We start from the raw sequence: 26,327 nt of genomic DNA on the forward strand, positions 1-26,327 counted from the left end.
CCAATCGACCTACCAGACCATCTCGTCGCGCAGCAGGCGCGCCAGCGCATCGGCCTGGACCGGCCGGCTGATCAGGTAGCCCTGCACTTCGTCGCAGTCCTGCTCGCGCAGGAAACGCAGTTGCTCCTCGGTTTCCACGCCCTCGGCGACCACCATCAGATCCAGGCTGTGCGCCATGACGATGATCGCCCGGGTGATCGAGGCATCCTCGCTGCCTTCCTTCAGACCGCGGATAAAGGCCTGGTCGATCTTCACGTAGTCCACTGGCAGGCGTTTCAGGTAGCTGAGCGAGGAATAACCAGTGCCGAAGTCGTCGATCGCCAGCTTGACCCCCAGCTCATGCAACTGCTTGAAGGTCGCGATGATGTGCTCGACGCTGTCCAGCAACTGGCTTTCGGTCAGTTCCAGCTCCAGCAGATGCGGTGCCAGGCCACTTTCCTCCAGCACCTGGCGTACCAGGCTGACCAGCTTGCCCTGGCGCAACTGGTAGACCGACAGGTTCACCGACACGCGGATCGGCTCCAGGCCCTGGCGCTGCCATTCGCAGGCCTGCCAGCAGGCCTGGCGCAGGACGAACTCGCCCATCGGCGCGATCAGCCCGGTTTCTTCCGCCAGGCCGATGAAATCGCCCGGTGGCACCATGCCCATGACCGGGTGATTCCAGCGCACCAGGGCCTCGGCGGCATGCAGGCGACCCGTCGCCAGACACACCTTGGGCTGGTAGTAGACCTCCAGCTGGCGTTCGTCGATGGCCTTGCGCAGCTGGTTTTCCAGTTGCAGGCGGTCGAGGGTGCTGGCCTGCAGGCTCTCGGTATAGAACTGGAAGTTGTCGCCGCCCAGGTGCTTGGCGTGCTGCATCGCCATGTTGGCCTGGCTGACCAGCAGGTTGAGGTCCAGGGTCAGGTCCGAGAACAGGGCGATGCCCACCGAGGCGCTGATGACCAGTTCGTGGTTGTCGAAGCGCACCGGCACGCGCAGTTTGTCCAGCAGGCGCGTCGCCACGCGGACCAGGCTGGACAGGTTGCTGTAGCCATCGAACAGCACCACGAATTCGTCACCGGACAGCCGTGCCACGGTATCCGCCTCGGGCATGGCATTGCCGATGCGCAGGGCGATCTGCTTGAGCAACTGGTCGGCGACCTCGTGGCCGAGACTGTCGTTGAGCAGCTTGAAGCGGTCCAGGTCGATGTGCATCAGCGCCAGGCTGCGCCCGCTGGTGCGCAGGCGCTGGCCGGCCTCATGCAGGCGCAGGCGGAATAGCGCGCGGTTGGCCAGGCCGGTCAGTTCGTCGTAATGGGCGAGGTAGCGCAGGCGCTCCTCGGATTCGCGGCGCTCCGACAGGTCGCTGAAGAAGCCCACGACATTGCTGATGGTGCCGCGACTGTCGAACACCCCGTTGAGTTGCAGCCATTGCGGATACAGCGTGCCGTCCTTGCGCGCCTCGACCAGTTCCCCCTGCCACCGACCGTGCTGTTCCAGCGCCTGGTCGATCGCGCCGTAATGCCGCCGTGCATCCAGGCTGCAGGGCAATTCGAGAGCATTACGGCCAAGCAGTTCCTCGCGGTTGTAGCCGGTCATGCGGCAGAACGCCTGGTTCAGCGCCAGCAGTTCGTAGTCCGGACCGAGAATGGCGATGCCTTCACTGGCCGCCTCGAACACCGTCGCCGCCAGTCGCTGCTGCTCTTCCTGGGCCCGCCGCGCGCTGATGTCGCGGCGGGTCCCGATCATCCGTACCACCCTGCCGTCAGGGTCGCGCTCGACGGCACGACCACGGTCCTCGATCCAGCACCAATGGCCGTCGTTGTGACGGAAGCGGTACTCGATGCGGTAGTCCTCGGTGCGCCCCTTGAGGTGCTCGACCAGCGTGCGCTTGAGTGCTGGCACATCATCCGGGTGCAGGCGCGGCTTGAGGTGGGCCAGCATCGCCTTGACCGCGTCGGGGTTGAGGCCGAACAGCTCGCGCAACTGGGTGTGGTGGACTTCGTCGGTCTGCAGGTTCCAGTCCCACAGGCCCAGCTCGCTGGCCTCCAGGGCCAGGGCCAGGCGCTGTTCGCTCTTGCTCAGGGCCTGGCTGGCCACATCCAGCTCGGCGCTGCGCTGCATCACCCGGGATTCGAGCCCGGCCTGGGCTTCGCGCAACTTCTCCTCGACACCCCGGCGCTGATCGACTTCGTCGGCCAGTGCCCTGTTGAGCTGTTCGCTGCGGGCATGCGCGGCCTGCAAGTGCTCGATCAGCGCCTGGTTCTGGAAGCGCCGCAACAGGCTGTTCTCGATCAGCCGGTTGACCTGCCAGGCCACCACCAGCAGGGCCCCCAGCAGCAACAGGCCGAGCAGCCCCCAGCCCTGCTGCTGCTGATCGCCGCTCCAGAACAGGAAGACGATGGGCGGCACCAGGCAAGGCAGGACGAAACTGAGGAAGGCCGGCAGGCTGACCGCATAGGCCACGCTGGCGGAAAGCGCCGCGGCACCGAGCAGGCCGAAGACCCAGGCCTGCTGCACGAAGTTATCCACAGGGACCAGGGCAATCGCAGCACTGGCCAGGGTCAGGCCGCTGAAGGCCGAGCCGAGGAGGAACATGCGCCACCAGGTCGGCTTGGCCTGGCGATCGGGCATCGCGGCATCGAACGCGGCGACCTGGATCACCCGCAACGACACCAGCGCCATCAGCCACACCACCCAGACGCTGACCAGCAGGTAGCGCTGCGGACTCCACAGCAGCCAGGCGCAGACCAGACCGTTCAACAGCATGAACAGGGTCGGCAACAGCGAACCTTGATACAGCAAGCGGGTACGCTCGACCGCCAGCTGCGTGGCGTATTGCTTGCGAATGCCGCGGCGTGCCTCGATTGGCACGCCGGCAGGACCAGATGCGAGTGTCATGGGCAGTGTTCTTGTAATGGTGAGCCGCAAACGTGGACGGAGCATACACAAGCAACGCGCGGTGCCAAACTGCTCTGTGTCATAAATTCGCACCCCCTCATTCTCCTTCCTTGGTACGAGCCGACCGCTCAAGCGCGCGGGCCAAGGGCTGCAGCCGATGACCGGATGGTCGCGACCGGCTTCTTTTTGCCGGGCGGGTTTGCCCAGGGATCCATTGCCCCCATAGAATGGGCGGATGCACGACGATCTCTCTCTCCTGTTGAACTCCCTCAACGATGCCCAGCGCCAGGCCGTAGCCGCGCCGGTCGGGCGTCAGTTGGTCCTGGCCGGTGCCGGCTCCGGCAAGACCCGTGTGCTGGTGCACCGCATCGCCTGGTTGATCCAGGTCGAGCAGGCCTCGCCGCACTCGATCCTGTCGGTGACCTTCACCAACAAGGCCGCCGCCGAGATGCGCCATCGCATCGAACAACTGCTGGGCATCAACCCGGCAGGCATGTGGGTCGGCACGTTCCACGGCCTGGCCCATCGCCTGCTGCGCGCGCACTGGCAGGAAGCCGGGCTGAACCAGAATTTCCAGATCCTCGACAGCGATGACCAGGGTCGCCTGGTCAAACGGGTGATCCGCGACCTCGGCCTCGACGAACAGCGCTGGCCGGTGCGCCAGGCGCAGTGGTTCATCAACGGGCAGAAGGACGAAGGCCTGCGCCCGCAGCACATCCAGGTCAACGGCGACCTGTTCCTCGGCACCATGCGCAGCATCTACGAGGCCTACGAGGCCGCCTGCCAGCGCACCGGGGTCATCGACTTCTCCGAGTTGCTGCTGCGCGCCCTGGACCTGTGGCGCGACCATCCGGGCCTGCTGCAGCACTACCAGCGGCGTTTCCGCCACCTGCTGGTGGACGAGTTCCAGGACACCAACGCCGTGCAGTACGCCTGGTTGCGCCTGCTCGCGCAGGGTGGCGACAGCCTGATGGTGGTGGGCGACGACGACCAGTCGATCTACGGCTGGCGCGGTGCGCGCATCGAGAACATCCAGCAGTTTTCCAGTGACTTCCCCGACGCCGAGCTGATCCGCCTGGAGCAGAACTACCGCTCCACCGCCGGCATCCTCAAGGCCGCCAACGCCCTGATCGCCAACAACAGCGGGCGCCTGGGCAAGGAACTGTGGACCGAGGACGGCGACGGCGAGCCGCTCAGCCTCTACGCCGCCTTCAACGAACACGACGAAGCCCGCTACGTGGTAGAAACCATAGAGAGCGCGCTGAAGACCGGCCTGGCACGCAGCGACATCGCCATCCTCTATCGCTCCAACGCCCAGTCGCGGGTGCTGGAAGAGGCGCTGCTGCGCGAGCGCATCCCGTACCGCATCTATGGCGGCCAGCGCTTCTTCGAGCGCGCCGAGATCAAGAACGCCATGGCCTACCTGCGTCTGCTGGAAGGTCGCGGCAACGATGCGGCACTGGAGCGGGTGATCAACGTGCCACCGCGGGGCATCGGCGAGAAGACCGTCGAAAGCATCCGCGAGCATGCCCGGCATGCCCAGCTGTCGATGTGGGAAGCCATGCTCCAGCTGCTCGCCAACAAGGCCCTCAAGGGCCGCGCCGCCAGCGCCCTGGGGGCCTTCATCGAACTGCTCGAGAACCTTTCCGCCAAGGTCCTCGACATGCCGCTGCACCTGATGACCCAGACGGTCATCGAGCAGTCCGGGCTGATCGTCTATCACCAGGAAGAAAAGGGCGAAAAAGGCCAGGCCCGGGTGGAAAACCTCGAGGAACTGGTCAGCGCCGCGCGCAACTTCGAAGTCAGCGACGAAGATGCCGACCTCTCGCCGCTGTCGGCCTTCCTCGGCCACGCCTCGCTGGAAGCGGGCGATGCCCAGGCCGACGAGCACGAGGACAGCATCCAGCTGATGACCCTGCACAGCGCCAAGGGCCTGGAATTCCCCTATGTGTTCCTGGTCGGCATGGAAGAAGGCCTGTTCCCGCACAAGATGAGCCTGGAAGAGCCCGGCCGTCTCGAAGAGGAACGCCGCCTGGCCTACGTCGGCGTGACCCGGGCCATGCAGAACCTGGTGCTGACCTACGCGGAAACCCGCCGTCTCTACGGCAGCGAGACCTACAACAAGGTGTCGCGCTTCGTCCGCGAGATTCCCGCCGGGCTGGTTCAGGAAGTGCGCCTGTCCAACAGCGTCAGCCGGCCATTCGCCGGGGCCAAGCAGACCGTCAGCAGCCTGTTCGCCAACGCCAATATTCCGCAGACCGCCTTCAACCTCGGCCAGCGGGTGCAGCATGCGGTGTTCGGCGAGGGCGTGATCCTCAACTTCGAAGGCTCCGGTGCCCAGGCCCGGGTCCAGGTGAATTTCGCCGAGGGCAGCAAGTGGCTGATGCTCGGCTATGCCAAGCTCGAAGCCATCTAAAAGATAAATCCGACCGTCGGCGTAGGCCTTTCTTTCATCCATGGAAAGAAAGGCCTACGGCATCCTGTGTAGGCGGTCAGAAATTTCAGGCAAAAGATAGAAACATCTTGTCGCTGTCATGCGTCCCTGAACTTGTGCACCATGGCGCGCGTGTAATCCACAAAACGGGAATACCCTTCTATGCAACGTTTTCTCAGCATCGCCCTGGCGCTGTGCATCGGTCTCACCATGAGCCTCGACGCCAACGCCAAGCGCTTCGGCGGCGGCAAGAGCTCTGGCGCCGCGCCGACGCACCAGGCCCGTCAGGCCGCCCCTGCCAACCCTGCCGCCACCCCGACCGCGCCAGGCCGTGCTCCCGCCGCCGCCAGCGGTGCCTCGAAGTGGCTCGGCCCACTGGCCGGCATCGCCGCCGGTGGCCTGCTCGCCTCGATGCTGATGGGTGATGGCTTCGAAGGCATGCAGATCTTCGACATCCTGATCATGGCGCTGATCGCGTTCCTGGTCTTCCGCTTCATTGCCGCCCGTCGCCGCAAGCAGCAGCAGCCGCAAATGGCCGCCGCCGGTCACCCGGCCTACCAGCGCGAAGCCTACGAGCAGCCTGCCCAGCCTTCGGTCTTCGGTGGTGCCGCCGCGGCTGCCCGTCCGGTGATCAACGCGCCGGCCTGGTTCAACGAGCAGAGCTTCCTGGCTGCCGCGCGCAACCACTTCCAGTCGCTGCAGCAGCACTGGGACGCCAACGAAATGGACAAGATCGCCGAGTTCGTGACCCCGCAGATGCTGGAGTTCCTCAAACGCGAGCGTGCCGAGCTGGGTGACGGCTTCCAGTCCACCTACATCGACAACCTCGATGTGCAGCTGGAAGGCGTCGACGATCGCGCCGACCGGACCATCGCCACCCTGACCTTCAGCGGTGTGTCGAAGTCCTCCCGTTTCGACCAGGGCGAAGTGTTCAGCGAGAGCTGGAACATGGAGCGCGCCCAGGGCGAAAACCAGCCTTGGCTGGTCGCGGGGATCCGCCAGAACGGCTGATCTTGAGGCTTTGCAGAAAAAACCCCGGGCTTGCCCGGGGTTTTGCTTTTAGCGCACTGCCCTACTAGGGTATAACGCGCAACGTTTCCAAAAGGCCAGGACATAGAGGACGCGAACCGTGGAAGAAGTCATTGAACAGCTTCGTGAAGCCAACGAGCCGGTACCGGTACCGCTCGAGCTGCCTGACGAAGACCTGCTGGTAGAGATCGAAGAGCAGTTGTTCATCAACATCCCGTTCGTCTTCAAGGAATTCCTCCTCACCGTCAGCGACGTGGTCTACGGCAGCCTGGAGCCGGTCACCGTCACCGACCCGCAATCCCACACCTACCTGCCGGAAGTGGCGGCCAATGCCTGGGATGCCGGCGTGCCGCGCGACCTGATCCCGATCTGCCAGGACGGCGACGACTACTACTGCGTCGAGGAAGACGGCACCGTGGTGCTGTGGTCCGGAGAGGAAGAGATCGTCACCGAGGAAAGCTGGGAATCGGTCTGGCACTGGGCGCGGGACGTCTGGCTGGAAAGCTGAATCATTTCCCCTGGAAAAATAATGGCCCTGCGCCATCAATGTTCGTAGAATCGCCACGCCTTCCTGTGCGTGGCGGGTCGCTACCGCTCCATCCCCTCGGACATTCGTCCCGCTCGCACAAGAAGCCTCCAAGGATTTCGGGACCGCTTCGCGCTCCTCCCGCAGGAGCGCGGCTTGCCCGCGAAAGGCCGCAACGCGGCCCCAAGAGATCGCGATGTTGCACCGATATCTCCTGCCACTTGCACTACTGGCACTCTCCGCCTGCCAATCCCCACTCAACCAGTTGCAGAACCTGAGCAGCCAACACGCTCACCTCTTCGTCACCCAGCCAACCCGCCCGTTTCCCCTGGCCATGAGCGTGCCCGCCAGCAAACCCGGTAGTGCCCGCCTGCGTGTCTACCTCGAAGGCGATGGCCACGCCTGGGCCACCCCCTCGCAACCGAGCCTGGACCCAAGCCCGCGCGACCTGCTGATGGCCCGCCTGGCCGTCACCGACCCGCAACCCAGCCTCTACCTCGCCCGCCCGTGCCAGTTCGTCAGCGCGCCGGCGTGCAACCCGCAGGTGTGGACCGACCAACGCTTCGGCCAGGCCGTGCTCGACAGCCTCGACCAGGCCCTGAACCGGATACGCGCGCAATACGGTAATCGGGATTTCGAACTGATCGGCTATTCCGGCGGCGCCGCGCTGGCCCTGCTACTGGCCGCGCAACGCAACGATATCGCCGTGGTCCAGACCCTGGCCGGAAATCTCAGCCCGCGGCAGTGGGTAAAATCACTCGACCTGACCCCGCTGCGCGGCTCGCTGGAACCACTGGACCGCGCCGAACGCCTGCGCCATGTGGCGCAACGGCACTTCATCGGCTTCGAGGATCGCACCGTGCCGCCCATCCTGTACCAGCACTACCGCCGCACCCTCGGCCCGGCGGATTGCCTGGAGGTGGTAAGGCTGCCCGGTGTCGACCACGCCAACGGCTGGGCCGCGGCCTGGGCCCAGTGGCGGCACAAGCCGGTGCGCTGCGCCCCTCAGTGATGGTGTTCCTTCTGGTTCTCCAGGGTTTCCAGCAGCGCGATCTGCATCCGCGTGTGCACGCGGATGAACCAGCGCCATAGCAAGGCCACCACGCCAGCCGCCAGCACCGCGATCAGCAGCAGCAGCTCGGCGGTCGGCAGGATGCTCGCCGACAGCGCCGAAAGCAGCAGGAAGATCACCAGCAAGGAGATCAGCGGAATCACCTCGGCAATCACCCGACGCACGCGCTGGGTATGCCGCCCGGCCATTTCTGGCTTGACCCCCATCTCCGCCAGCAACATCGACAGCGCCTTGAGCTTGCGGTAGGCGGCGATCAGGAACGGCAGCGACAACAGCAGCGCCAGGCCCCAGATCAGCGCCTTCTGCTGGCCGACATCGGTGAGCCAGTCGTTCAGGTAGGCGCCGATCTGCGCGGCGAAGTAACCGCCGCTGAAGAAGATCGCCACCACCAGCGCCAGGTTGACCCCGACCTGCAGCAGGATGCGCCGGATCATCGCCGCCAGCATGGCGCCCTCGCCCTGGGGCTGAATGCTGCGCAGCCATTCGCCATACAGCGAGAGCACCCGCGCCAGCCGGCTCGGCACCACTTTCGCCAGCTGCAGCGAGAGCGGATCCGCGGCGCGGATCAGGTAAGGCGTCAGCAGCGTGGTAATGGCCGAGACCGCCACCGCCACCGGATAGAGGAAGTCGCTGGTGACCTGCAAGGTCATGCCCAGGGCCGCGATGATGAAGGAAAATTCGCCAATCTGTGACAGCCCCATCCCGACGCGCAGCGAGGTACGGCCATCGTTGCCGGCGATGAAGGCGCCCATGCCGCAGGAGAGCATCTTGCCCAGCACCACGGCGATGGTGATCACCACGATCGGCCAGATGTATTCCACCAGCACCGTCGGGTCGATCATCAGGCCGATGGCGACGAAGAAAATCGCGCTGAACAGGTCACGCACCGGCTCGATCAGGCGCTCGATCTTCATCAGCTGCCGCGACTCGGCCATGATCGCGCCGATCAGGAAGGCGCCGAGGACCATGCTGTACTCCAGCTTGACCACCAGCAGGCAGAAACCGAAACACAGGCCGAGTACGGTGATGAGCAGCATCTCGTTGCTCTCGAACTTCGCCACATAGGCCAGCAGCCGCGGCACCAGGAGGATGCCCACCACCAGCGCGACGATCATGAACAGCGAAAGCTTGCCCACCGTGGAGAACACTTCGCCAGAACTGACCGTACCGCTGACGGCGATGCCCGAGAGCAGCGCGATGATGCCGATGCCGAGGATGTCCTCGACGATCAGCACGCCGAAGATCAGCTGGGCGAAGCGCTCGTTCTTCATCTTCAGGTCGTTGAGCGCCTTGACGATGATGGTGGTCGAAGAGATCGCCAGGATCGCGCCGAGGAACAGCGAATCCATGGTGCTCCAGCCGAACCAGCGGCCGATCTCGAAACCGATCCAGATCATCAGGACGATTTCCAGGAAGGCCGCGATGAACGCCGTCGCCCCCACCTTGAACAGCTTGCCGAGACTGAATTCCAGGCCGAGGCAGAACATCAGGAAGATCACCCCGAGTTCGGCCAGGGTCTTGATGGTGTCTTCGTCGTGGATCAGGCCGAAGGGCGGGGTATGCGGGCCGATGATGAAGCCGGCGACGATATAGCCGAGGACGACCGGCTGCTTGAGACGGTGAAAGAGAATGGTGACCACACCGGCTACCAGCATGATCACCGCCAGATCCTGGATAAAGCTGATGGCATGCACGGCGGACGCTCCTTATCTCCATCACGAAGAACAAAACGCAGTCCGACCGTCAGGTCTGATAGAGCTGCGGAAATTTCTGTTTTAAATGTAAGAAATGGCCTCATAGCAGGGCCGTTTCCGCAGGGTAACATCGCCATCACGTGCAAAATGTCCACGCAATATGTAGAAACAGATCGGCACTTTCATCGTCGTGAATGGCGTGAACCACGTGACGGCAGGTACGCTGCCGGCGTCCCGTTTCAAGATGGCAGTCCACATGGGGAAGAAGCGCCCGCATCGCGCCGCCCCGCTTCAGCGCAACCTCACCGTGAGCACACTATGGAACCTGGAAACGCCCAACTGTCGATGACCGTCCTGATGACCCCGGACATGGCCAACTTCTCTGGCAATGTCCACGGCGGCACCCTGCTCAAGTACCTCGACGAAGTCGCGTATGCCTGCGCCAGCCGCTATGCCGGGCGCTACGTGGTGACGCTGTCGGTGGACCAGGTGGTCTTTCGCGAGCCGGTCCATGTCGGCGAACTGGTCACCTTCCTGGCTTCGGTCAACTACACCGGCAACACGTCGATGGAGGTGGGCATCAAGGTGGTGACGGAGAACATCCGCGAACGCTCGGTGCGCCACAGCAACAGTTGCTTCTTCACCATGGTGGCCCTGGACGATCAGCGCAAGCCGGTGCCGGTACCCCAGCGCGAGCCGCAGACCAGCGAGGAGAAACGCCGCTTCCTGCAGGGCAAGCAACGACGCCTGATTCGCCAGGAGCTGGAGAAGCGCTATCAGGAATTGAAGAGCGAGACGGATCCGGACTGAGCTTGCCGCGCGCCCCCCCGTAGGAGCTGGCTTGCCTGCGAAAGGACCGTGAAACGGTCCCGGATGGCGCTGATATCGGGGACCGTTTCACGGTCCTTTCGCAGGCAAGCCAGCTCCTACAAGGGGATCACCGCCCGCGCGAAGATTTCAGATCCGCCGCGCCTCGAAACGCAGCCGCGGATGCACGATGCGGTCCTGCGCCCGCACCACTTCCAGCTCGTAACTGCCACACGCCTGGGTCTCCAGCAGCACCTCATGCACCGCCGAGGCGCTGAATTCGAACGCCGCTACCAGCTCATCGCCCAACAACAGGCGGGCCAGGAACAACCCGGCGGTCAGGTCGCCCACGCCCACAGGCTGCCGCGGGAACGCCAGCAGCGGCCGCTGCAGATGCCAGCTGCCCTCCGCCGTCACCAGCAGCATCTCGAACTCGTCCGCGGCCTTGCCCGGATACGCCAGGTGCTTCACCAGCACCGCTTTCGGCCCGCGCACCAGCAACTCCCGGGCCATGCCGACACAGTCCTCCAGCGACTGCGCGCGACGCCCGGCAAAGCTGTCCAGCTCCAGCTGGTTCGGGCACAGCAGGTCTGCCGCCGCCACGGCCTCTTCGAGCAGGAAGTCGCTAACCTCCGCCGGCACGATGCAGCCCTTCTCGGGGCGCCCCATCACCGGGTCGCACAGGTACAGCGCCCGTGGATTGGCCTGCTTGATCCGCTGCACCACGCTGAGAATCGCCCGGCCCTGGGAGGCACTGCCCAGGTAGCCAGACAGAACTGCGTCGCAATTGCCCAACTCACCGATATTGCTAATCCCTTCCACCAGCGCGGGAATTTGCGCTGGGGCAAGCACTTCCCCGGTCCACTGGCCATACTGAGTGTGGTTGGAGAACTGCACGGTATTGAGTGGCCAGACATTCACCCCCACTCGCTGCATCGGAAACACCGCGGCGCTGTTGCCGGCGTGGCCGAACACGACGTGAGACTGGATCGCGAGCAGGTGCGGTGTGCGTTTCATGCGGGACGTCCAAACCATGGAAATGACAGACAAGGGGCGCAGTATGGCGCCAAATGCCACCTGTACGACAGAGCATGGTGGCAGTTAAGCTGGCACACCTCGTTGGAGCATGTGTAGATGGTTACCCTCGAAAACATCCTGGTGTTGATGGTCCTGGCCACGGCAGCAGCCTGGCTGTGGCACAACCATGGATTGCGGGAAAAGGCCCTGGAGCGGGTCAAGCAGCATTGCGCCAAGCTCGACCTCGAATTGCTTGACGGCGCCGTCGCCCTGAAGAAGATCGCCTTCGTCCGGGATGCCAACGGCCGCAAGCGCCTGGCGCGGATCTACAGCTTCGAATTCACCGTGACCGGCGAGCAGCGTCACCCGGGCACCGTCACCCAGTTCGGCGCCCACAGCGTGCAGATCGAACTGGCCCCCTACCCGTTCGAGATCAAACCGCCGGTGCATGGCGACAACGTCATCGAAATGAAGCAGTGGCGCCAGGAACACAACCGCTGGCGTCAGTGATCCTCGAGCAGGCGGCAGCCGAGCATCCCCTGCTGCAGCGCGGCAGGATCCCCGGCCTTGGCGAAAATCAGCTCGATCCGTGAATCCCGCCGCCAGGCACTCTCCTCCCAGTGCAATGCCTGGCCGGCAAGGACATTGGCCGAGCGCCAGCCTTGCCTGCCATGCACCACCATCTTGGCTCGACGCCACTCCAGACCTTCGAGAAGCGCCTGCAACCGCTCGGTATCGAGGCGTTGCTGTGGATGAAAGCGCCAGCCGATGCTCCAGCCGTCCGCCGCCTGTTGATAACTGCACAGGGGCACTGCCGGATCTGTCCACAGCAGCGCCAGCGGTGTCTTTTCGTCCGGAACGACGTTATCCACAGCAGAGTTATCCACTGGGGTGAGCGGATCCAGCGGCAGATCCGCGAGGTCGATCCGCCCATGCTCGACCCACTGCAGGGGGACTTTTGGCAGGCGCGAGGTTATCCACAGGCGCCGGTCTTGATCCACAGCAGCGGATTTGTTCATCACCAGCAGACCGGCGCTCGCCAGTGCCTGTTGCTGGGCTTCGGGCAGTTCGGCACCGTCCGCCAGCGCCTGCGCATCGAGCACCAGGACGGGCGCCTGCACCGCCAGCACGCCGCGCCAGGGCGGCAAGCGCAACTGCGCCGGATGACCCAGGCCGGACGGTTCGATGAACAGCCGATCCGGCCGCGCCTTGCGCAACAGACGGCCCAGGCCGACCTGGAACGGCGCGCCATTCACGCAGCACAGGCAACCCCCGGCCACCTCGCCCATGCTCACCCCGGCGTCGTCGGTACTGAGCAGGGCCGCATCGAGGCCAATCAGGCCGAATTCGTTGATCAGCACGGCCCAGCGCTCGTTGGCCGGGCGCTGGCCGAGGAGATGGCGGATCAGGCTGGTCTTGCCCGCGCCCAGCGGGCCGGCAATCAGGTGAGTCGGAATGTTCTGCAGCATAAATGAGCCGTTTCGCGGGAAATCCCCGCCACTATGCTCCGCGCTCAGGCCAGCCAGTCAAGGGTCAGGATCAAGCGTCGATTACCCTTGTCCACAGACGGCGAGCGATGCACCAGCCCGGCCCCCTCGTTGCCCAGCCATTTCTCGCCCTTGAGCAGGGCGACGTCACCACAGAGCAATTGCCGGATGGACGCGGGATCCACCTCGTCCTGCGCCAGCCGCCGGCGATTCACCGCGCCTTCTTCCAGCCACTCGCTGGCCGGGCCGGCATAGGTGGTGATCAGCCGCAGCGGCACGTGGTCGACGTGAAAGCGCGGGCACATGGCACTGTCCAGTACCCGCAGGCGCAGACCGACGCTGCGGGCATCGAGCAGGCAGGCGTAGGCGCCAACCAGCCAGCCCAGGTCGGCGATGAAGCCGTCATGACCGGCCAGATCGGCGTAGGCGCTGGCGATCCCGTCGAGCGGCGGCACCGTACCGTCCTGGCCGATCGCCAGGGTACGGGCATCGGCCAGGGGTTCGTTGAGCGACAGCAACAGGTGTGCGAAATCCTCGATATGCGCCGGCAGGCGGCGCTGCCACACCGCCAGGTTGACCCCATCGAGCAACGCCTCGGTCAGCACCTGCGGGGTATCGCCAAAGGCCTGGCGCACCGCTGCCAGCGGCTCGGCGACCGCCATCAGGCCACCTCCTCGGCGTCATGCCAGGCGCCGAACGGGTCCGCCAGGCGCCGCCAGCTGACGGCGCCGAGGGCCATCTCGTCATCGTCGAGCAGACAGGCATCCAGTTCAGCGTGCAGGCGCGGCACATCGAGGTGCTGGCCGATGAACACTAGTTCCTGGCGGCAATCGCCACACTCCGGATCCCACTGCTGGAGGATCGCCGCGGTGCTCTGCGGATCCTGCGGCCACTGCGCCTTGGGGACGAAACGCCACCAGCGTCCCGCGAAACCATGGCGCATCATGCCGCCCGCCTGGGACCAACTGCCCGCTTCCTGGTACTTGCTGGCCAGCCAGAAGAAGCCCTTGGAACGCAGCAGGCGGCCATTGACCCAAGGCCTGTGGATAAAGTCGAAGAAGCGTTGCGGGTGCAACGGCCGACGCGCCTGCCACACGCTCGCGGCGATGCCGTATTCCTCCGTCTCCGGCACATGCTCGCCACGCAGTTCCTGCAGCCAGCCCGGCGCGCTGGCGGCACGTTCGAAGTCGAACAGGCCGGTGTCGAGGATCTCCTTGAGCGGCACCTGGCCCATGACCATCGGCACGATCCGCGCGTGGGCGTTGAGGCGGCGCAGGATGGCGCTCAGCTCTTCGCGCTCGTGGCTGCCGATCAGGTCGATCTTGCTCAGCAGGATGACATCGGCGAACTCCACCTGGTCGATCAGCAGGTCACTGATCGAACGCTCATCGTCTTCGCCCAGGGTCTCGCCACGGGAAGCGAGGCTGTCGGCGGCCTGGTAGTCCCGCAGGAAGTTGAGACCGTCGACCACGGTGACCATGGTGTCGAGACGCGCCATCTCGGCCAGGCTGCGCCCCTGATCGTCGCGGAAGGTGAAGGTCTCGGCCACCGGCAAGGGCTCGGCGATGCCCGTGGACTCGATCAGCAGGTAGTCGAAGCGGCCTTCGGCGGCGAGACGGCCGACTTCTTCCAGCAGGTCCTCGCGCAGGGTGCAGCAGATGCAGCCGTTGCTCATCTCCACCAGTTTTTCTTCGGTGCGGTTGAGGCTGACGTTGCGCTGCACCTCGGTGGCGTCGATATTGATCACGCTCATGTCGTTGACGATCACCGCCACCCGCAGGTTGTCGCGGTTGCGCAGCACATGGTTGAGCACCGTGCTCTTGCCGGCACCCAGAAAGCCGGAAAGCACGGTTACAGGAAGACGATCGGACATGGCGGGGTTCCTCATCAGGACGGCAAAGTGCATTCGAACGATGCATCGAGACAATGTTATATTATAACAATGCACTTTAGCCAACCGCCTGTCCGTCCTCATGTCGAACGCGGGTGAAAGGATGTTCATGAAATCACTGCCGCCACTGCTGTGGATAACCCTGCTCTGCAGCGTCGCCAGCGCCCACGCGGCGATGCCGCGCAGCGAACCCGCCCACTGCACGCGCAGCGCCAACCTGCTGGCCTGCAGCGATCGCGATGGCAGCTACTACAGCGTGCAGACCCAGGGTGCGACCACCTACCTGCGCGGTTACGACGCGCCCAGCCAAAGGCGCTGGGCGCAGACCAGCAGCCGCTATGGTCAGCTGACCTTCTACACCGGCCTGGCCAGCGACGGTGAAGCGTGGGTCGGCTACAGCCGCCGGGTGGGCTGGACCACGCTCAACCGTGTCTCCAGTTCCAGCGGTCAACGATTCAGCGTGCGCTGCAATCGGCTGACCGGTTGCCAGTGAGCAGGTTGGGAAAAAGTGCTGGCAATCGAACCGTTATAATGTAACGTATTGCCACGTCCTCCTTCATGGTTCGCAACATGACCGCCCTGACCCTTCCCGATATCGCCGCCCAGGCCAGCGGGCACTCCTTGCCACTGGACTGGGTCGGCATGTGCGGCATCGCCCTGCCGGTTCGCCTTGACCAGCATGTCCTCAACGCCACCGCCGATGCCGGGGTGGACCTGAGCGACGGCCACTCGCGCGGCATCCATATGTCGCGCCTGTATCTGGCGCTGGCGGCGTTCAAGGATGAAGCTCTCTCGATTCCGCTGATCCGCCGCGTGCTGCGCCAGTTCCTCGACAGTCACGAGGGGCTTTCCCGCTGTGCCTCTCTTACCTTGAGATTCGATGTGCTGCTGGAAAGACCTGCGCTGGTCAGCTCGGAGTCCGGCTTCAAACGCTATCCGCTGATCCTCGAAGCCAGGCTTTCAAATGAAATGTTCCACGTGGAACTATCAACGGACGTGGTCTATTCGTCGACCTGCCCGTGTTCCGCCGCACTGGCCAGGCAGTTGATTCAGCAGCAATTTCTCACCGACTTCGGTAATCGCAGCCTGACCCACGAGGAGATTCTGAGCTGGCTGGGCGGCGCCCACGGCATCGTGGCCACCCCGCACAGCCAACGCAGCACCGCGAAACTGCGCATACGCTTGAAGGACGATTGCGATGAGCTACCGATCCGGGAGCTGATCGATCGGGCCGAAGCAGCCTTGGGCACCGCCGTGCAGACCGCGGTGAAGCGCGCTGACGAACAGGCGTTCGCCCTGGCCAATGGACAGAACCTGATGTTCTGCGAAGACGCCGCGCGGCGCCTGCACCTGGCAGTGCGGGAACTGGCCGCGGTGGCTGGCTTCCAGCTGCGGGTGGAACACGCCGAGAGCCTGCACGCCCATGACGCCGTCGCCCAGAGCCAGTGGAACTGGTAGGCGGAACCTCCCTGTTCCCTCTACCACCTGCTAGCTGCGGGGTTTGACCGTTCCGCAATCAGCGCCCAGCCACACCGCCCGAGTGTTCATGCTGCCCTGCTGCTGTACGCCGGAGGCGTTGAAGGTGCCCTGCACCGTGGTCAGGAATTCACGGTCACTGAGGAACTGCGCCTGACCAGTCCCCTGGGCCTTGGGACAGCTGAACTCGAACTTCCAGGTCTTGCCGGTGCGCTCGGTGATGCGCTGGGTGCAACCCGACTGCGGATCCTGCAGGGGGATATCGTCGGTTTTCACCTGTTCCGGCGTCAGGCAGGAACGCACGCCCTTGCCGGCCACGGTGATGCCCTGCTTGGCCAGTACCCCCTCCATCATCGCCCGCTGCTCGGGCGGCAGGTTCTTCAACTGGCCGAGCATGAATTCCATGTCGGGCAGGGGCTTGCCATCGACCTGCATATTGCTGGTGGTCAGCTCCCACAATCCCGGTTGCAGCATCTGCGCCTGAACCAGGGGACTCGACAGGCCAAGCAGCAGCGCCAGCGCCGACACGCGAATATTCATCTTGCGACTCCTGAAAATGTCCGGCCCTGTGCCGGACTGTGGCTTTGACTTGCAAAAGCCCCCTGGGTTGCAAGACTAGACTGGAACATGGTCTGTTAGAGGACTGTTGGCGGACGACGCAGGACGTGCATGGACTACCACAGCCCCCAGTTCTTCGGTTACCTCATCGGCGCGATCCACTTCATCGGCGCCCTCACCGCGGTGCATGCGGTGTTCACCGTGCGTACCGCGCAAGGCTCGATCGCCTGGGCCTTGTCGCTGCTGTTCATCCCCTACCTGACCCTGATCCCCTACCTGGTCTTCGGCAGCCGCACCTTCGATGCCTATATCCAGGCGCGGCGCCAGGCCAACCAGGAAATGCACGTGGCCATGGCCGACCTGAACTGGCGACCCTGGGTCGAGGAAGCCCTGGCCGCCAGCAACTCCCCGGCCTACGCCGGCCTGCGCGCCCTGCCCAAGCTCGGCCGCATGCCGTGCCTGGCGAACAACCGGGTGCGCCTGCTGGTCGATGGCAAGGCCACCTTCGAGGCGATCTTCCAGGCCATCGAGCAGGCCCGCGATACGGTCCTGGTGCAGTTCTTCATCATCCATGACGACCGGCTCGGCCGACGCCTGCACGCCCTGCTGCTGAAGAAGGCGGCCGAGGGGGTGAAGGTCTATGTGCTCTACGATCGGGTAGGCAGCCATGCCCTGCCCGCCCAGTACACCCACAGCCTGCGCGAGGCGGGTGTCGAGATCCGCGCCTTCGCCACCAAGCGCGGCTGGTTCAACCGCTTCCAGGTCAACTTCCGCAACCACCGCAAGATCGTCGTGGTCGACGGGGTACAGGGCTTTCTCGGCGGACATAACGTCGGCGACGAATACCTCGGCGAGCATCCCCGCCTGTCGCCCTGGCGCGACACCCATGTCCAGGTCACCGGCCCGGTGCTGGCCTGCCTGCAGGAATCCTTCGCCGAGGACTGGTACTGGGCCGCACGCAAGCTGCCGCCGCTGATCCTGCCGGAAACCTACCCGGACAACGGCCTGCTCTGTCAGGTCCTCGCCAGCGGGCCGGCGGATCCGCAGGAAACCTGCTCGCTGTTCTTCGTCGATGCGATCCAGGCCGCGCAGCAACGGGTGTGGATCACCAGCCCGTACTTCATCCCCGACGAGGCCGTGTTCGCCTCGCTGCGCCTGGCGGTGATGCGTGGGGTGGATGTGCGCATCCTGATTCCGTCACGCCCGGATCACCGCATCGTCTACGCCGCCTCCAGCCTGTTCGCCTTCGAAGCGGTACGCGCCGGTGTGCGGATGTTCCGCTACCAGCCCGGTTTCCTGCACCAGAAGGTGATGCTGGTGGACGACGATGTCGCCGCCATCGGCAGCGCCAACCTGGACAACCGTTCGTTCCGCCTGAATTTCGAGATCACCCTGGTGACCATCGACCAGGGCTTCGCCAGCTCGGTGGAATCCATGCTGATCAACGACTTCGAACAGTCCCGGGAAATTACCGCGGAAGACAGCCGCGATACGCATCGCCTGCAACAGCTGGGGATGCGTATCGCGCGCCTGATTTCGCCGATCCTCTGATCAGCGGTAGAGGTCTTCGCGGGTCAGTGGCAGGTCGTGACTGCCGTCCGCCTTGGGCTTCACCGCGAGGATCTGGTGCAGGTTGATCCAGCCTCGGGAGAACGCATAGGAGCAGCCAGCCAGATACAGGCGCCAGATCCGCAGGGCCCGTTCCGGCACCATGGTCGCGGCCTGGACCAGACGGGCTTCAAGGTTGTCGCTCCAGATCTTCAGCGTGCGCGCGTAGTGCAGGCGCAGGCTTTCCACGTCCACCACTTCCAGCCCGGCCTCGCTGAGCGTTGCGCTGATCATCGACAGGTGTGGCAGCTCGCCATGCGGGAACACATAGCGTTCGATGAAGTTGCCCGCGCCGCGCCCCACCGGGCGGCCGTCGGTGTGCTTGGCGGTGATGCCATGGTTCATCACCAGGCCGCCTTCGCGCACGGCACCGAACAGGCGCTGACTGTACAACGCCAGGTTGGCATGCCCGACATGCTCGAACATGCCCACGCTGACCACCTTGTCGAAGCGACCATCCTGCGGCAGGTCGCGGTAGTCGAGGATCTGCAGTTCGACCTGCGACTCCAGGCCCTCCGCGGCGACCCGCTCGCGACCGAGCTTGAGCTGCTCCTTGCTCAGGGTGATACCGAAGACCCGGGCGCCATATTCACGAGCGGCGAAGCGCGCCAGCCCGCCCCAGCCGCAACCGACGTCCAGCAGGTAGTCGCCTGGTTGCAGGCGCAGCTTGCGACAGAGGTGATCGAACTTGTTCTGCTGGGCCTGATCGAGGCTGTCGTCGGGAGTTCTGAAATAGGCGCAGGAATACGCCATGTCCCGGTCCAGCCACAGCTGATAGAACTCGTTGGAGAGGTCGTAATGGTAGGAAATCGCCGCGGCGTCGGTAGCCTTGTCGTGCTGGCGGCGTACCGGCAGCTCTTCCTCCTCATCCTTGAGCAGGGCCTCGCTGAGCTCGTCGCACAGGCGAATGACCTCGCTCATGGTGCCCTCCAGATCCAGCTTGCCTTCGACGAACGCGGTACCCAGTTCGTCCAGGCCAGGATGGATCAGCTGGCTGATCATGCTGGGGTCCTTGAGCATGATGGTGACCTGGGGCTGCGGGCCCAGATCGAACTCATGGCCGTCCCACAGGCGCAGACGGAGCGGAAGATGCAAGCTTTGCAGAGCCGGTGGAAGTTGCACGAGCATGAAGTGAGCCTCCCCATATATACATTCGGACGTCACCGAAACAGGGTAGTTCATACGTAGGATCTTTCAGGCTATCGAGACCATAGTCGGACGCTATCGTCGCGTGGCTCTCGCAGCCGCAACTTTGCGGCGGAATGAAGCGGAAATTGTATACAATTCACGATTCGAGCGATTAATCTTGCCGCCACTGTCGATTCTTCATCCGGGAGCACAACAATGAAAAGCTACGACGTCATCATCATCGGCGGCGGTCCCGGCGGCTACAACGCCGCCATTCGTGCCGGCCAGCTGGGCCTGAGCGTGGCCTGCGTCGAGGGTCGCGCGACCCTTGGCGGCACCTGCCTGAACGTCGGCTGCATGCCTTCGAAGGCCCTGCTGCATGCGTCGGAACTCTACGAGGCGGCCGCCAGCGGCGAACTGGGTCACCTCGGCATCGAGGTCAAGCCGAGCCTGAACCTGGCGCAGATGATGAAACAGAAGGATGAAAGCGTGACCGGCCTGACCAAGGGCATCGAGTTTCTCTTTCGCAAGAACAAGGTCGACTGGATCAAGGGCTGGGGCAAGCTGGACGGCGTCGGCAAGGTCCGGGTGACCGACGACCAGGGCGCCGTCAGCGACTATCAGGCGAAAGACATCGTCATCGCCACCGGCTCCGAGCCCACGCCCCTGCCCGGCGTGACCATCGACAACCAGCGCATCATCGACTCCACCGGCGCCCTGTCGCTGCCGGAGGTGCCCAAGCACCTGGTGGTGATCGGTGCCGGCGTGATCGGTCTGGAGCTGGGTTCGGTCTGGCGCCGCCTGGGTGCCGAAGTCACCGTGATCGAGTACCTCGACCGCATCTGCCCCGGTATCGACGAAGAGACCGCCAAGACCCTGCAACGCTCCCTGGCCAAACAGGGCATGAGCTTCAAGCTGGGCAGCAAGGTGACCCAGGCCACGCCATCGGCCGACAGCGTCAGCCTGACCCTGGAACCCGCCGCCGGCGGTGAAGCGCAGACCCTGCAGGCGGACTACGTGCTGGTCGCCATCGGTCGTCGTCCTTATACCCAGGGCCTGGGCCTGGAAAGCGTCGGCCTGCAGACCGACAAACGCGGCATGCTGGAGAACCAGGGCCATCGCAGCAGCGTGCCGGGCATCTGGGTCATCGGCGACGTCACCTCCGGCCCGATGCTCGCGCACAAGGCCGAGGACGAAGCCATCGCCTGCATCGAGCGCATCCACGGCAAGCCCCATGAAGTGAACTACGGCCTGATTCCCGGGGTGATCTACACCAAGCCGGAGCTGGCCACCGTGGGCAAGACCGAGGAACAGCTGAAGGCCGAGGGCCGCGCCTACAAGGTGGGCAAGTTCCCCTTCATGGCCAACAGCCGGGCCAAGATCAACCACGAGACCGAGGGCTTCGCCAAGGTCATCGCCGATGCCAATACCGATGAGGTACTGGGTGTCCACCTGGTCGGGCCGAGTGTCAGCGAGATGATCGGCGAGTACTGCGTGGCGATGGAGTTCTCCGCCTCGGCGGAAGACATCGCGCTGATCTGCCACCCGCACCCGACCCGCTCCGAGGCCTTGCGCCAGGCGGCGATGAATGTGGACGGGATGGCGATGCAGATCTGATGAGGTGCCGGGGCCTGCTGAGCAGGCCCCCAGTTACTCAAGTCCTGAACCTGGACACCAGGCTCCTGAACTCCTGCGACAACTCGCTCAACTGCCGCGAATCCGCCTGCGCCGACCCGGCCAGCTCCTCGATCAACTGCGCATCCGCCTGGATCTGGATGATGTGCTGGTTGATGTCCTCAGCCACCTGATGCTGCTCTTCCGCGGCCGTGGCGATCTGATTGCTCTGGTCACGGATCACGTCCACCGACGCGCGAATGCCCTCGAAGCTGTCCCGCGCCTCGCGAATGCAATCCACGCTCTGCTGCGACATGTCCAGGCTGCTGCGCATCTGCTGGGTGACATCCTGCGCCCGCCGCGCCAGGCCACCGAGCAGGCCATCGATTTCGCCGGTGGAGTCGGCGGTGCGCTTGGCCAGCGCGCGCACCTCGTCGGCGACCACGGCGAAACCACGCCCCTGCTCGCCCGCCCGCGCCGCCTCGATCGCCGCGTTCAGCGCCAGCAGGTTGGTCTGCTCGGCGATGGAGCGGATGGTGCCGAGAATGGCGTTGATGTCCTGGCTTTCGCGCTCCAGTTCCTGCATCGCTTCGGTCGCCTGCAGCAGGTTGTCGCTGAGGCGGGCAACGCTGCTGGTGGCCTGCTCGATCTGCTGCTGCCCGGCGCTGACCTGACGCTGCCCGGCGTCGGCGGACGTCGCCGCGTGGGTACAGGATTTCGCCACCTCGTTGGCGGTGGCGACCATCTCGTTGAAGGCCGTCGACACCAGCTCCACCGCCTGGCGCTGGCGCCCGGTGGCATCGCCCATGTTCGAGGCGACACGGCTGTTGGTTTCCGAGGCGCTCTGCAGGTCGGCGGAAGCGTTGCCGATGCGCTGCACCAGGGCACGGATGCGTTCGAGGAACTGATTGAACCAGCCTGCCAGGGTCGCGGTTTCGTCATTGCCCTGGATCGGCAACGAGCGAGTCAGGTCGCCCTCGCCTTGCGCGATGTCCTCCAGGCTGCCGGACACCCCGTTGATGGGCTTGATGATCACGTTGGCGAAGGCCGCACCGAGCACCGCGAACAGCGCCGAGAGCACCAGGGCGATGACCAGGATGGTCCAGGTCAGGCGGGTGACGCCGGCCATGACCTCGCTTTTCTCGATCAGGCCGATGAAGCGCCAGCCCAGGGTCGGCGAGGTCCAGACATTGGCCATGTAGCGCTTGCCGCCCAGCTCGACTTCCACCAGGCCCTTGCTGGTGCCGGCCAGTTGCGCGTAGTCGCCGCCGAGATCCTTGAGCTGCTTGAAGGCGTTGGCGGGATTGCTCGGGTCGACCAGTATCGCGCCGGTGTCCTCGACCAGCATCAGGTAACCGCTTTCGCCCAGCTTGGTCTTGCCGATGAAACCGGCCAGTTGCCCCAGTGACACGTCGGTGCCCATCACCCCGACCACCTCGCCGCCGGGGCCATGGATAGTGCGCACAGTACAGATCAGCGCTTCGTTGCCCCACAGGTAGGCGCTGGTCCGCATCACCTTGCCGGGATTGGCGGCCGCCAGCTGGTACCAGGGACGCTTGCGCGGGTCGTAGTTCTTCAGGTCCGGCTCGTCGGGCCAGGCCACGTAGTTGCCATCGGTGCGCGCCATCGAAACGAACGCGGTCGTCGGGTGGGCCTTGGCGTAGCGGGTGAAGCGTTCGAGCAGTTGCCGGCTGCCTTCCGACAGCGGCAGGCTCGGCGCGGTTTCGCTGGTGTAGACCTTCAGTTCCCGGGTCTCGACGATCTGCGGATCATCGGCCCATTGCGCGACGTTCTGCGCGATGGCGTCGAGGAAGACATTGACCGTATTGTCGATCTGCCGAATTTCACGGCTGGACGTATCCACAAAGCCGTCTCGGGCTTGTTCGTTGAGGTTGTAAACCACCAGGCAGGCGATCAGCGCCACCGGGATGACGGCGAGAACGCCGAATGCACACGTCAGCTTTGTTTTTATATTCATTGTGTTGGCTTCCGATACGACGTGCCCTGAGCTCCGCCCAGGGGGCTTTGAGATCTGCTGTCACGCGCCGGCCGAGAGGCAAGGCGAGCGCTCTGCTGGACGTTTCAGCAAGTCGCAGAATGGCAATTTGATGTTGCCCGCGCAAGACACCGGGAAGGCGGGATGAACCCGAATTTACTGGGTTTGAAGCGAAGCTGATCGTATGGACAGGACAGATTCTTGTCTGTTTTCACTGATGTTGTACGGCAGATCGTTTCTGCTGGAAGCAGTTCGCGGCGCAATGCCAGGGTGATGGTCAGGCTATCGGCCCAAGGAAAAAATCCGTTGGTCTGTCGGCAGGTACTGACGTGCCGAGCACTCCTGCGCAGGGAGCGTCGAGGAAGTCATGGATTTATCGCTCCAGAATGGGAACAACGTGCGGCTTCTGAAAGCAGAGGAGCCGGGAGATTTCTCTCTCCGGCTCCTGGTACCGCTTTTGGAGGCTCATAATATAGTTTGACACAAAGCCCCCCGGATTCCGTGGCCTCCAGCGATGCGGCCTACCGCAGCAAACGAATTATAGTTTGACACAAGCAGATGCTTCATCGAAAAAGGCACTCTGCGGCGAATAATATAGTTTGACACAACCAGGGACGAGCTCACTTTAGGCGGACTCATCAACCCTGTAGGCCTTCAGCTCAAGCCAGCTATGCATGCTCAAGCGCTCTCGATGGACCTCCGTACCTAGGGATCTGCCGTAACATCAACGACTCGAAGCTCTAGCCGAGCCCTGTTCAAGGGATTGAGCGATAGCTAACGCTCTTAGAGCTGACGTCCAGAGGCCTACAAGGTGCAGTGAAGTCCAGCATTGAACGATAAGAGGATGTCTGAACGCTCATCATCCCGAGAACTGTGTGGAACAGATTGTCATGGCTCAACGGTGAGCTTGCCTGGGCTCTTAGACAACCGACATCGAGTCCTTCGTTCTTCGCCATCGGGTCAGACATCCAGAGCACCAATGGAACCTTGGTTTGCTCACTAGGAGCCATCGCATAGGGCAACCCATGTAGGTAGAGACCGCCCTCACCCAGCGACTCCCCGTGGTCAGAGACGTACATGAGTGCAGTGTCGAATCTAGTGTTCGCAGCGAGAATATCGATCAGCGCAGATGTCACGTAGTCGGTGTACAAAATCGAGTTATCGTAGGCGTTGACCACCTCTTGCTGCTTACATTTGTCGAGTTCATTCGTCTCGCAGACAGGCTCGAATTTCCTGAATTGCGAGGGGTAGCGCTTGTAGTAGGCAGGGCCATGGCTTCCTTTGTAGTGGAGCACTAGAACAGCATCACCCTCCAAGCTCTTGATGAAGTCCTCCATCTCAGCGAGTAGTACCCCGTCCTTGCACTCGTCACTGGTGCATAGCTGGGAGTCTGTACTGAGGGCAACCTTGCGGTTGGGGACGCGGTCACAGACCCCTTTGCATCCCGAATTGTTATCAGTCCACATGACGTTGATGCCAGCCCGCTGAAGCACGTCAAGCAACCCTTCACGACTCTTGGCTAAGCCATCTTTGTATCCATCCTTTCCGACATCGAGAAACATACACGGCAGCGAAACTGCAGTAGCTGTGCCGCAAGAACTGACGTTCGAGAAACTGATTACATTGCGCTTTTGAAGCTCTGGATTGGTCTCACGTGAGTAGCCGTTGAGAGAGAAGTTGGCAGCGCGCGCGGTCTCTCCCAGAGCCAGTACTAATAGCTTGGGCTTTCGAACTGCACCTTGACGATTTACCACTGCATCGGAACCTATGACCGTCAGTGTTTTAGGCGTGGCCAGTTGGCGTTTCAGGTACCCATGACCGGCTGCAAACAGATTGGTAGGTACCAGAATAAGTCGAATCTCTCGGTTATTTCTCAGCAAGGAGGCATACGACTGATACTGACTCAGCAGGATGCCGGAAAGGGCGACCAGCGCTAGTGAAAGGACAACAAGTCTACTGGCCAGGGCCTTCGCCCAAGGCTTTCGCCGGATGGGAACCTGGCTAATTATGTAAACGGGCAAGCCTCCTACAATGGCAACCCAAAGGAAAAGCTTCCAATTCAATAACTCGAACACTTCACCGATGTCGGTCTCCACAACGTTGGTGAACATTGTGTAGTCAATAACGATACCGTAAGTACTCATAAAGTAGCTTGCAAAAGCCGCACTAATCAGGACTAGGCACAGCAGTGGTTTGGCGAGCCGCCACCACGACAACAAGCTGAGCACTGTAAAAACCCAAGCGAACACAAGCACCGGCAGGCTGCCGGCAAGCAACCAGTTAATATCATTTTTCTTGAACACCAGCTTCCAAATCAGCGCCCAAAGCTCAGAGTTTGCGAAAGTCAGTAACCAAGCAGTTACGAAACCGACTAACAGATTAGTACTGACTCCCTCCTTCCGAGCATTACGAATAAAAAGTGCCAATTTTCCAGGCAGGGTTTTAACGTCGAATTCTGGAGGTGTCATTATCAAGCTCTGAGATGCTGCTCACCCATAGCGCTTGCTATGGAATTTACGGAGGTAACACGCAAGCCATCGACCAACACTGGACGGGCATGCGGTGTCGGGGCACCGGAGACCATGAGCTTCGGGACTTGAGAGCGCTTAGGATTCGTAAGGCAGAAGGATTAGAGGAGGAATGGATTTTTCTAGAGTCATTATTTCTTTCATCTGATAACTACACGATGACCTCCTGATTACAATGTTGACAGAATCAGCGCAACGACTTCCCGTTTGCTATCGCTAACGTTATGCTAAAAAGTAGCCAATACTAAGCCGTCAAATACTTCATACTGCATGCGCAAATTAATCATATGTCAACAGCAAGTCTAGCTAGGGAAACTCCGAACAAGTTACTCATCAGCCGGAAATTGGCGGCTTAGGGATGCCGAAAAGCCCGATTTTCAGCCGCTGATTATTGGATAACCAAGGCAAAGCCTTGGTCATCTGCCGTTACGGGCGCACCTCGCCCGGAGCAGTCAGTAATTGCCGGCGCACCATCCACAGATTCGACAGGGCGAACAGCGTGGTCAGTTGCGCCGTGTTCTTGGCCAAGCCACGGAAGCGGGTTTTCACATAACCGAACTGACGCTTGATTACGCGAAATGG

The 26,327-nt window shown here is 63.0% G+C and carries 19 protein-coding genes and 3 pseudogenes; 10 read left to right on the forward strand and 12 right to left on the reverse strand.

Features of this window, described 5'->3' with window-relative positions; genetic code table 11:
* Window positions 1-9: 9 nt before the first annotated feature.
* Window positions 10-2,880, reverse strand: a complete 2,871-nt coding sequence (locus RTI28_RS19245) for an EAL domain-containing protein (RefSeq protein WP_316921920.1) — start codon at window positions 2,878-2,880, stop codon at window positions 10-12.
* 235 nt (window positions 2,881-3,115) lie between these two features.
* Between RTI28_RS19245 and uvrD the strand changes: the two genes are divergently transcribed.
* The 4 genes from uvrD to RTI28_RS19265 all read left to right on the forward strand — a co-directional run bounded on the left by uvrD (window position 3,116) and on the right by RTI28_RS19265 (window position 7,881).
* Entirely contained in the window at window positions 3,116-5,296 is a 2,181-nt protein-coding gene (gene uvrD / locus RTI28_RS19250; protein ID WP_316921921.1) for a DNA helicase II, read from the forward strand.
* Between the two features lie 180 nt (window positions 5,297-5,476).
* Window positions 5,477-6,325 carry a Tim44 domain-containing protein gene (locus tag RTI28_RS19255; RefSeq protein ID WP_316921922.1) on the forward strand — a complete coding sequence of 283 codons (849 nt, stop codon included), beginning with the start codon at window positions 5,477-5,479 and terminating at the stop codon, window positions 6,323-6,325.
* Window positions 6,326-6,443: 118 nt separating this feature from the next.
* Complete coding sequence (locus RTI28_RS19260) at window positions 6,444-6,851, forward strand: SMI1/KNR4 family protein (RefSeq protein WP_316921923.1); 408 nt, start codon at window positions 6,444-6,446, stop codon at window positions 6,849-6,851.
* A 214-nt stretch (window positions 6,852-7,065) separates the two neighbouring features.
* Window positions 7,066-7,881, forward strand: a complete 816-nt coding sequence (locus RTI28_RS19265) for an alpha/beta hydrolase (protein WP_316921924.1) — start codon at window positions 7,066-7,068, stop codon at window positions 7,879-7,881.
* Here the strand turns inward: RTI28_RS19265 and RTI28_RS19270 are convergent.
* Window positions 7,875-9,635 (reverse strand): cation:proton antiporter, encoded by a 1,761-nt coding sequence (locus RTI28_RS19270; RefSeq protein WP_316921925.1) that lies wholly within the window; start codon window positions 9,633-9,635, stop codon window positions 7,875-7,877. The genes RTI28_RS19265 and RTI28_RS19270 overlap by 7 nt on opposite strands.
* Window positions 9,636-9,953: 318 nt before the next feature.
* Between RTI28_RS19270 and RTI28_RS19275 the strand changes: the two genes are divergently transcribed.
* Window positions 9,954-10,445 (forward strand): acyl-CoA thioesterase, encoded by a 492-nt coding sequence (locus RTI28_RS19275; RefSeq protein ID WP_316921926.1) that lies wholly within the window; start codon window positions 9,954-9,956, stop codon window positions 10,443-10,445.
* 147 nt (window positions 10,446-10,592) lie between these two features.
* Here RTI28_RS19275 and pdxY read toward each other — a convergent pair whose 3' ends face one another.
* Window positions 10,593-11,459: a pyridoxal kinase PdxY gene (pdxY, locus tag RTI28_RS19280; protein ID WP_316921927.1), complete on the reverse strand. Its 867-nt coding sequence runs from the start codon at window positions 11,457-11,459 to the stop codon at window positions 10,593-10,595.
* A 117-nt stretch (window positions 11,460-11,576) separates the two neighbouring features.
* Between pdxY and RTI28_RS19285 the strand changes: the two genes are divergently transcribed.
* Complete coding sequence (locus tag RTI28_RS19285; protein WP_316921928.1) at window positions 11,577-11,969, forward strand: DUF3301 domain-containing protein; 393 nt, start codon at window positions 11,577-11,579, stop codon at window positions 11,967-11,969.
* On the opposite strand, the gene RTI28_RS19290 is transcribed toward RTI28_RS19285, so the two are convergent.
* From RTI28_RS19290 to zigA, 3 genes are read right to left on the reverse strand one after another with little or no spacing between them, the layout of a single operon-like run.
* Window positions 11,963-12,928: a CobW-like GTP-binding protein gene (locus RTI28_RS19290; protein ID WP_316921929.1), complete on the reverse strand. Its 966-nt coding sequence runs from the start codon at window positions 12,926-12,928 to the stop codon at window positions 11,963-11,965. The genes RTI28_RS19285 and RTI28_RS19290 overlap by 7 nt on opposite strands.
* A gap of 44 nt (window positions 12,929-12,972) precedes the next feature.
* Entirely contained in the window at window positions 12,973-13,608 is a 636-nt protein-coding gene (locus RTI28_RS19295; RefSeq protein WP_316921930.1) for a DUF1826 domain-containing protein, read from the reverse strand.
* Window positions 13,608-14,819, reverse strand: coding sequence for a zinc metallochaperone GTPase ZigA (zigA, locus tag RTI28_RS19300; protein ID WP_316921931.1), 1,212 nt, complete (start codon window positions 14,817-14,819; stop codon window positions 13,608-13,610). The genes RTI28_RS19295 and zigA overlap by 1 nt, the downstream gene beginning before the upstream one ends.
* Before the next feature lie 127 nt (window positions 14,820-14,946).
* Between zigA and RTI28_RS19305 the strand changes: the two genes are divergently transcribed.
* Window positions 14,947-15,330 (forward strand): glutamine synthetase, encoded by a 384-nt coding sequence (locus RTI28_RS19305; protein WP_410479013.1) that lies wholly within the window; start codon window positions 14,947-14,949, stop codon window positions 15,328-15,330.
* Between the two features lie 77 nt (window positions 15,331-15,407).
* On the forward strand, window positions 15,408-16,295 hold the full coding sequence (folE2, locus tag RTI28_RS19310; RefSeq protein WP_316921932.1) for a GTP cyclohydrolase FolE2: 888 nt from the start codon (window positions 15,408-15,410) through the stop codon (window positions 16,293-16,295).
* 30 nt (window positions 16,296-16,325) lie between these two features.
* Here the strand turns inward: folE2 and RTI28_RS19315 are convergent, their stop codons facing one another.
* A complete protein-coding gene (locus RTI28_RS19315; protein WP_316921933.1) occupies window positions 16,326-16,853 on the reverse strand; it encodes a DUF3617 domain-containing protein in 528 nt (175 codons plus the stop codon).
* Window positions 16,854-16,982: 129 nt separating this feature from the next.
* Between RTI28_RS19315 and cls the strand changes: the two genes are divergently transcribed.
* Window positions 16,983-18,422 (forward strand): cardiolipin synthase, encoded by a 1,440-nt coding sequence (cls, locus tag RTI28_RS19320; protein ID WP_316921934.1) that lies wholly within the window; start codon window positions 16,983-16,985, stop codon window positions 18,420-18,422.
* On the opposite strand, the gene cfaB is transcribed toward cls, so the two are convergent.
* Window positions 18,423-19,607, reverse strand: coding sequence for a C17 cyclopropane fatty acid synthase CfaB (gene cfaB, locus RTI28_RS19325; protein ID WP_316921935.1), 1,185 nt, complete (start codon window positions 19,605-19,607; stop codon window positions 18,423-18,425). It abuts the gene before it with no gap.
* Window positions 19,608-19,823: 216 nt separating this feature from the next.
* Here cfaB and lpdA point away from each other — a divergent pair, with 216 nt between their 5' ends.
* Window positions 19,824-21,224 (forward strand): dihydrolipoyl dehydrogenase, encoded by a 1,401-nt coding sequence (gene lpdA / locus RTI28_RS19330; protein ID WP_316921936.1) that lies wholly within the window; start codon window positions 19,824-19,826, stop codon window positions 21,222-21,224.
* Window positions 21,225-21,261: 37 nt separating this feature from the next.
* Here the strand turns inward: lpdA and RTI28_RS30410 are convergent.
* The 4 genes and pseudogenes from RTI28_RS30410 to RTI28_RS19345 all read right to left on the reverse strand — a co-directional run.
* Window positions 21,262-21,801, reverse strand: a pseudogene (locus RTI28_RS30410) (methyl-accepting chemotaxis protein); the annotation flags it as partial.
* A gap of 315 nt (window positions 21,802-22,116) precedes the next feature.
* Window positions 22,117-23,199 (reverse strand): annotated as a pseudogene (locus RTI28_RS30415) (sensor histidine kinase); the annotation flags it as partial.
* Between the two features lie 773 nt (window positions 23,200-23,972).
* A complete protein-coding gene (locus tag RTI28_RS19340; protein WP_043860449.1) occupies window positions 23,973-25,685 on the reverse strand; it encodes a phosphoethanolamine transferase in 1,713 nt (570 codons plus the stop codon).
* Window positions 25,686-26,171: 486 nt separating this feature from the next.
* Window positions 26,172-26,327: pseudogene (locus RTI28_RS19345) on the reverse strand (IS5/IS1182 family transposase); the annotation flags it as partial.

The organism is Pseudomonas sp. zfem002 (assembly GCF_032621685.1).
Lineage (GTDB): Bacteria > Pseudomonadota > Gammaproteobacteria > Pseudomonadales > Pseudomonadaceae > Aquipseudomonas > Aquipseudomonas japonica.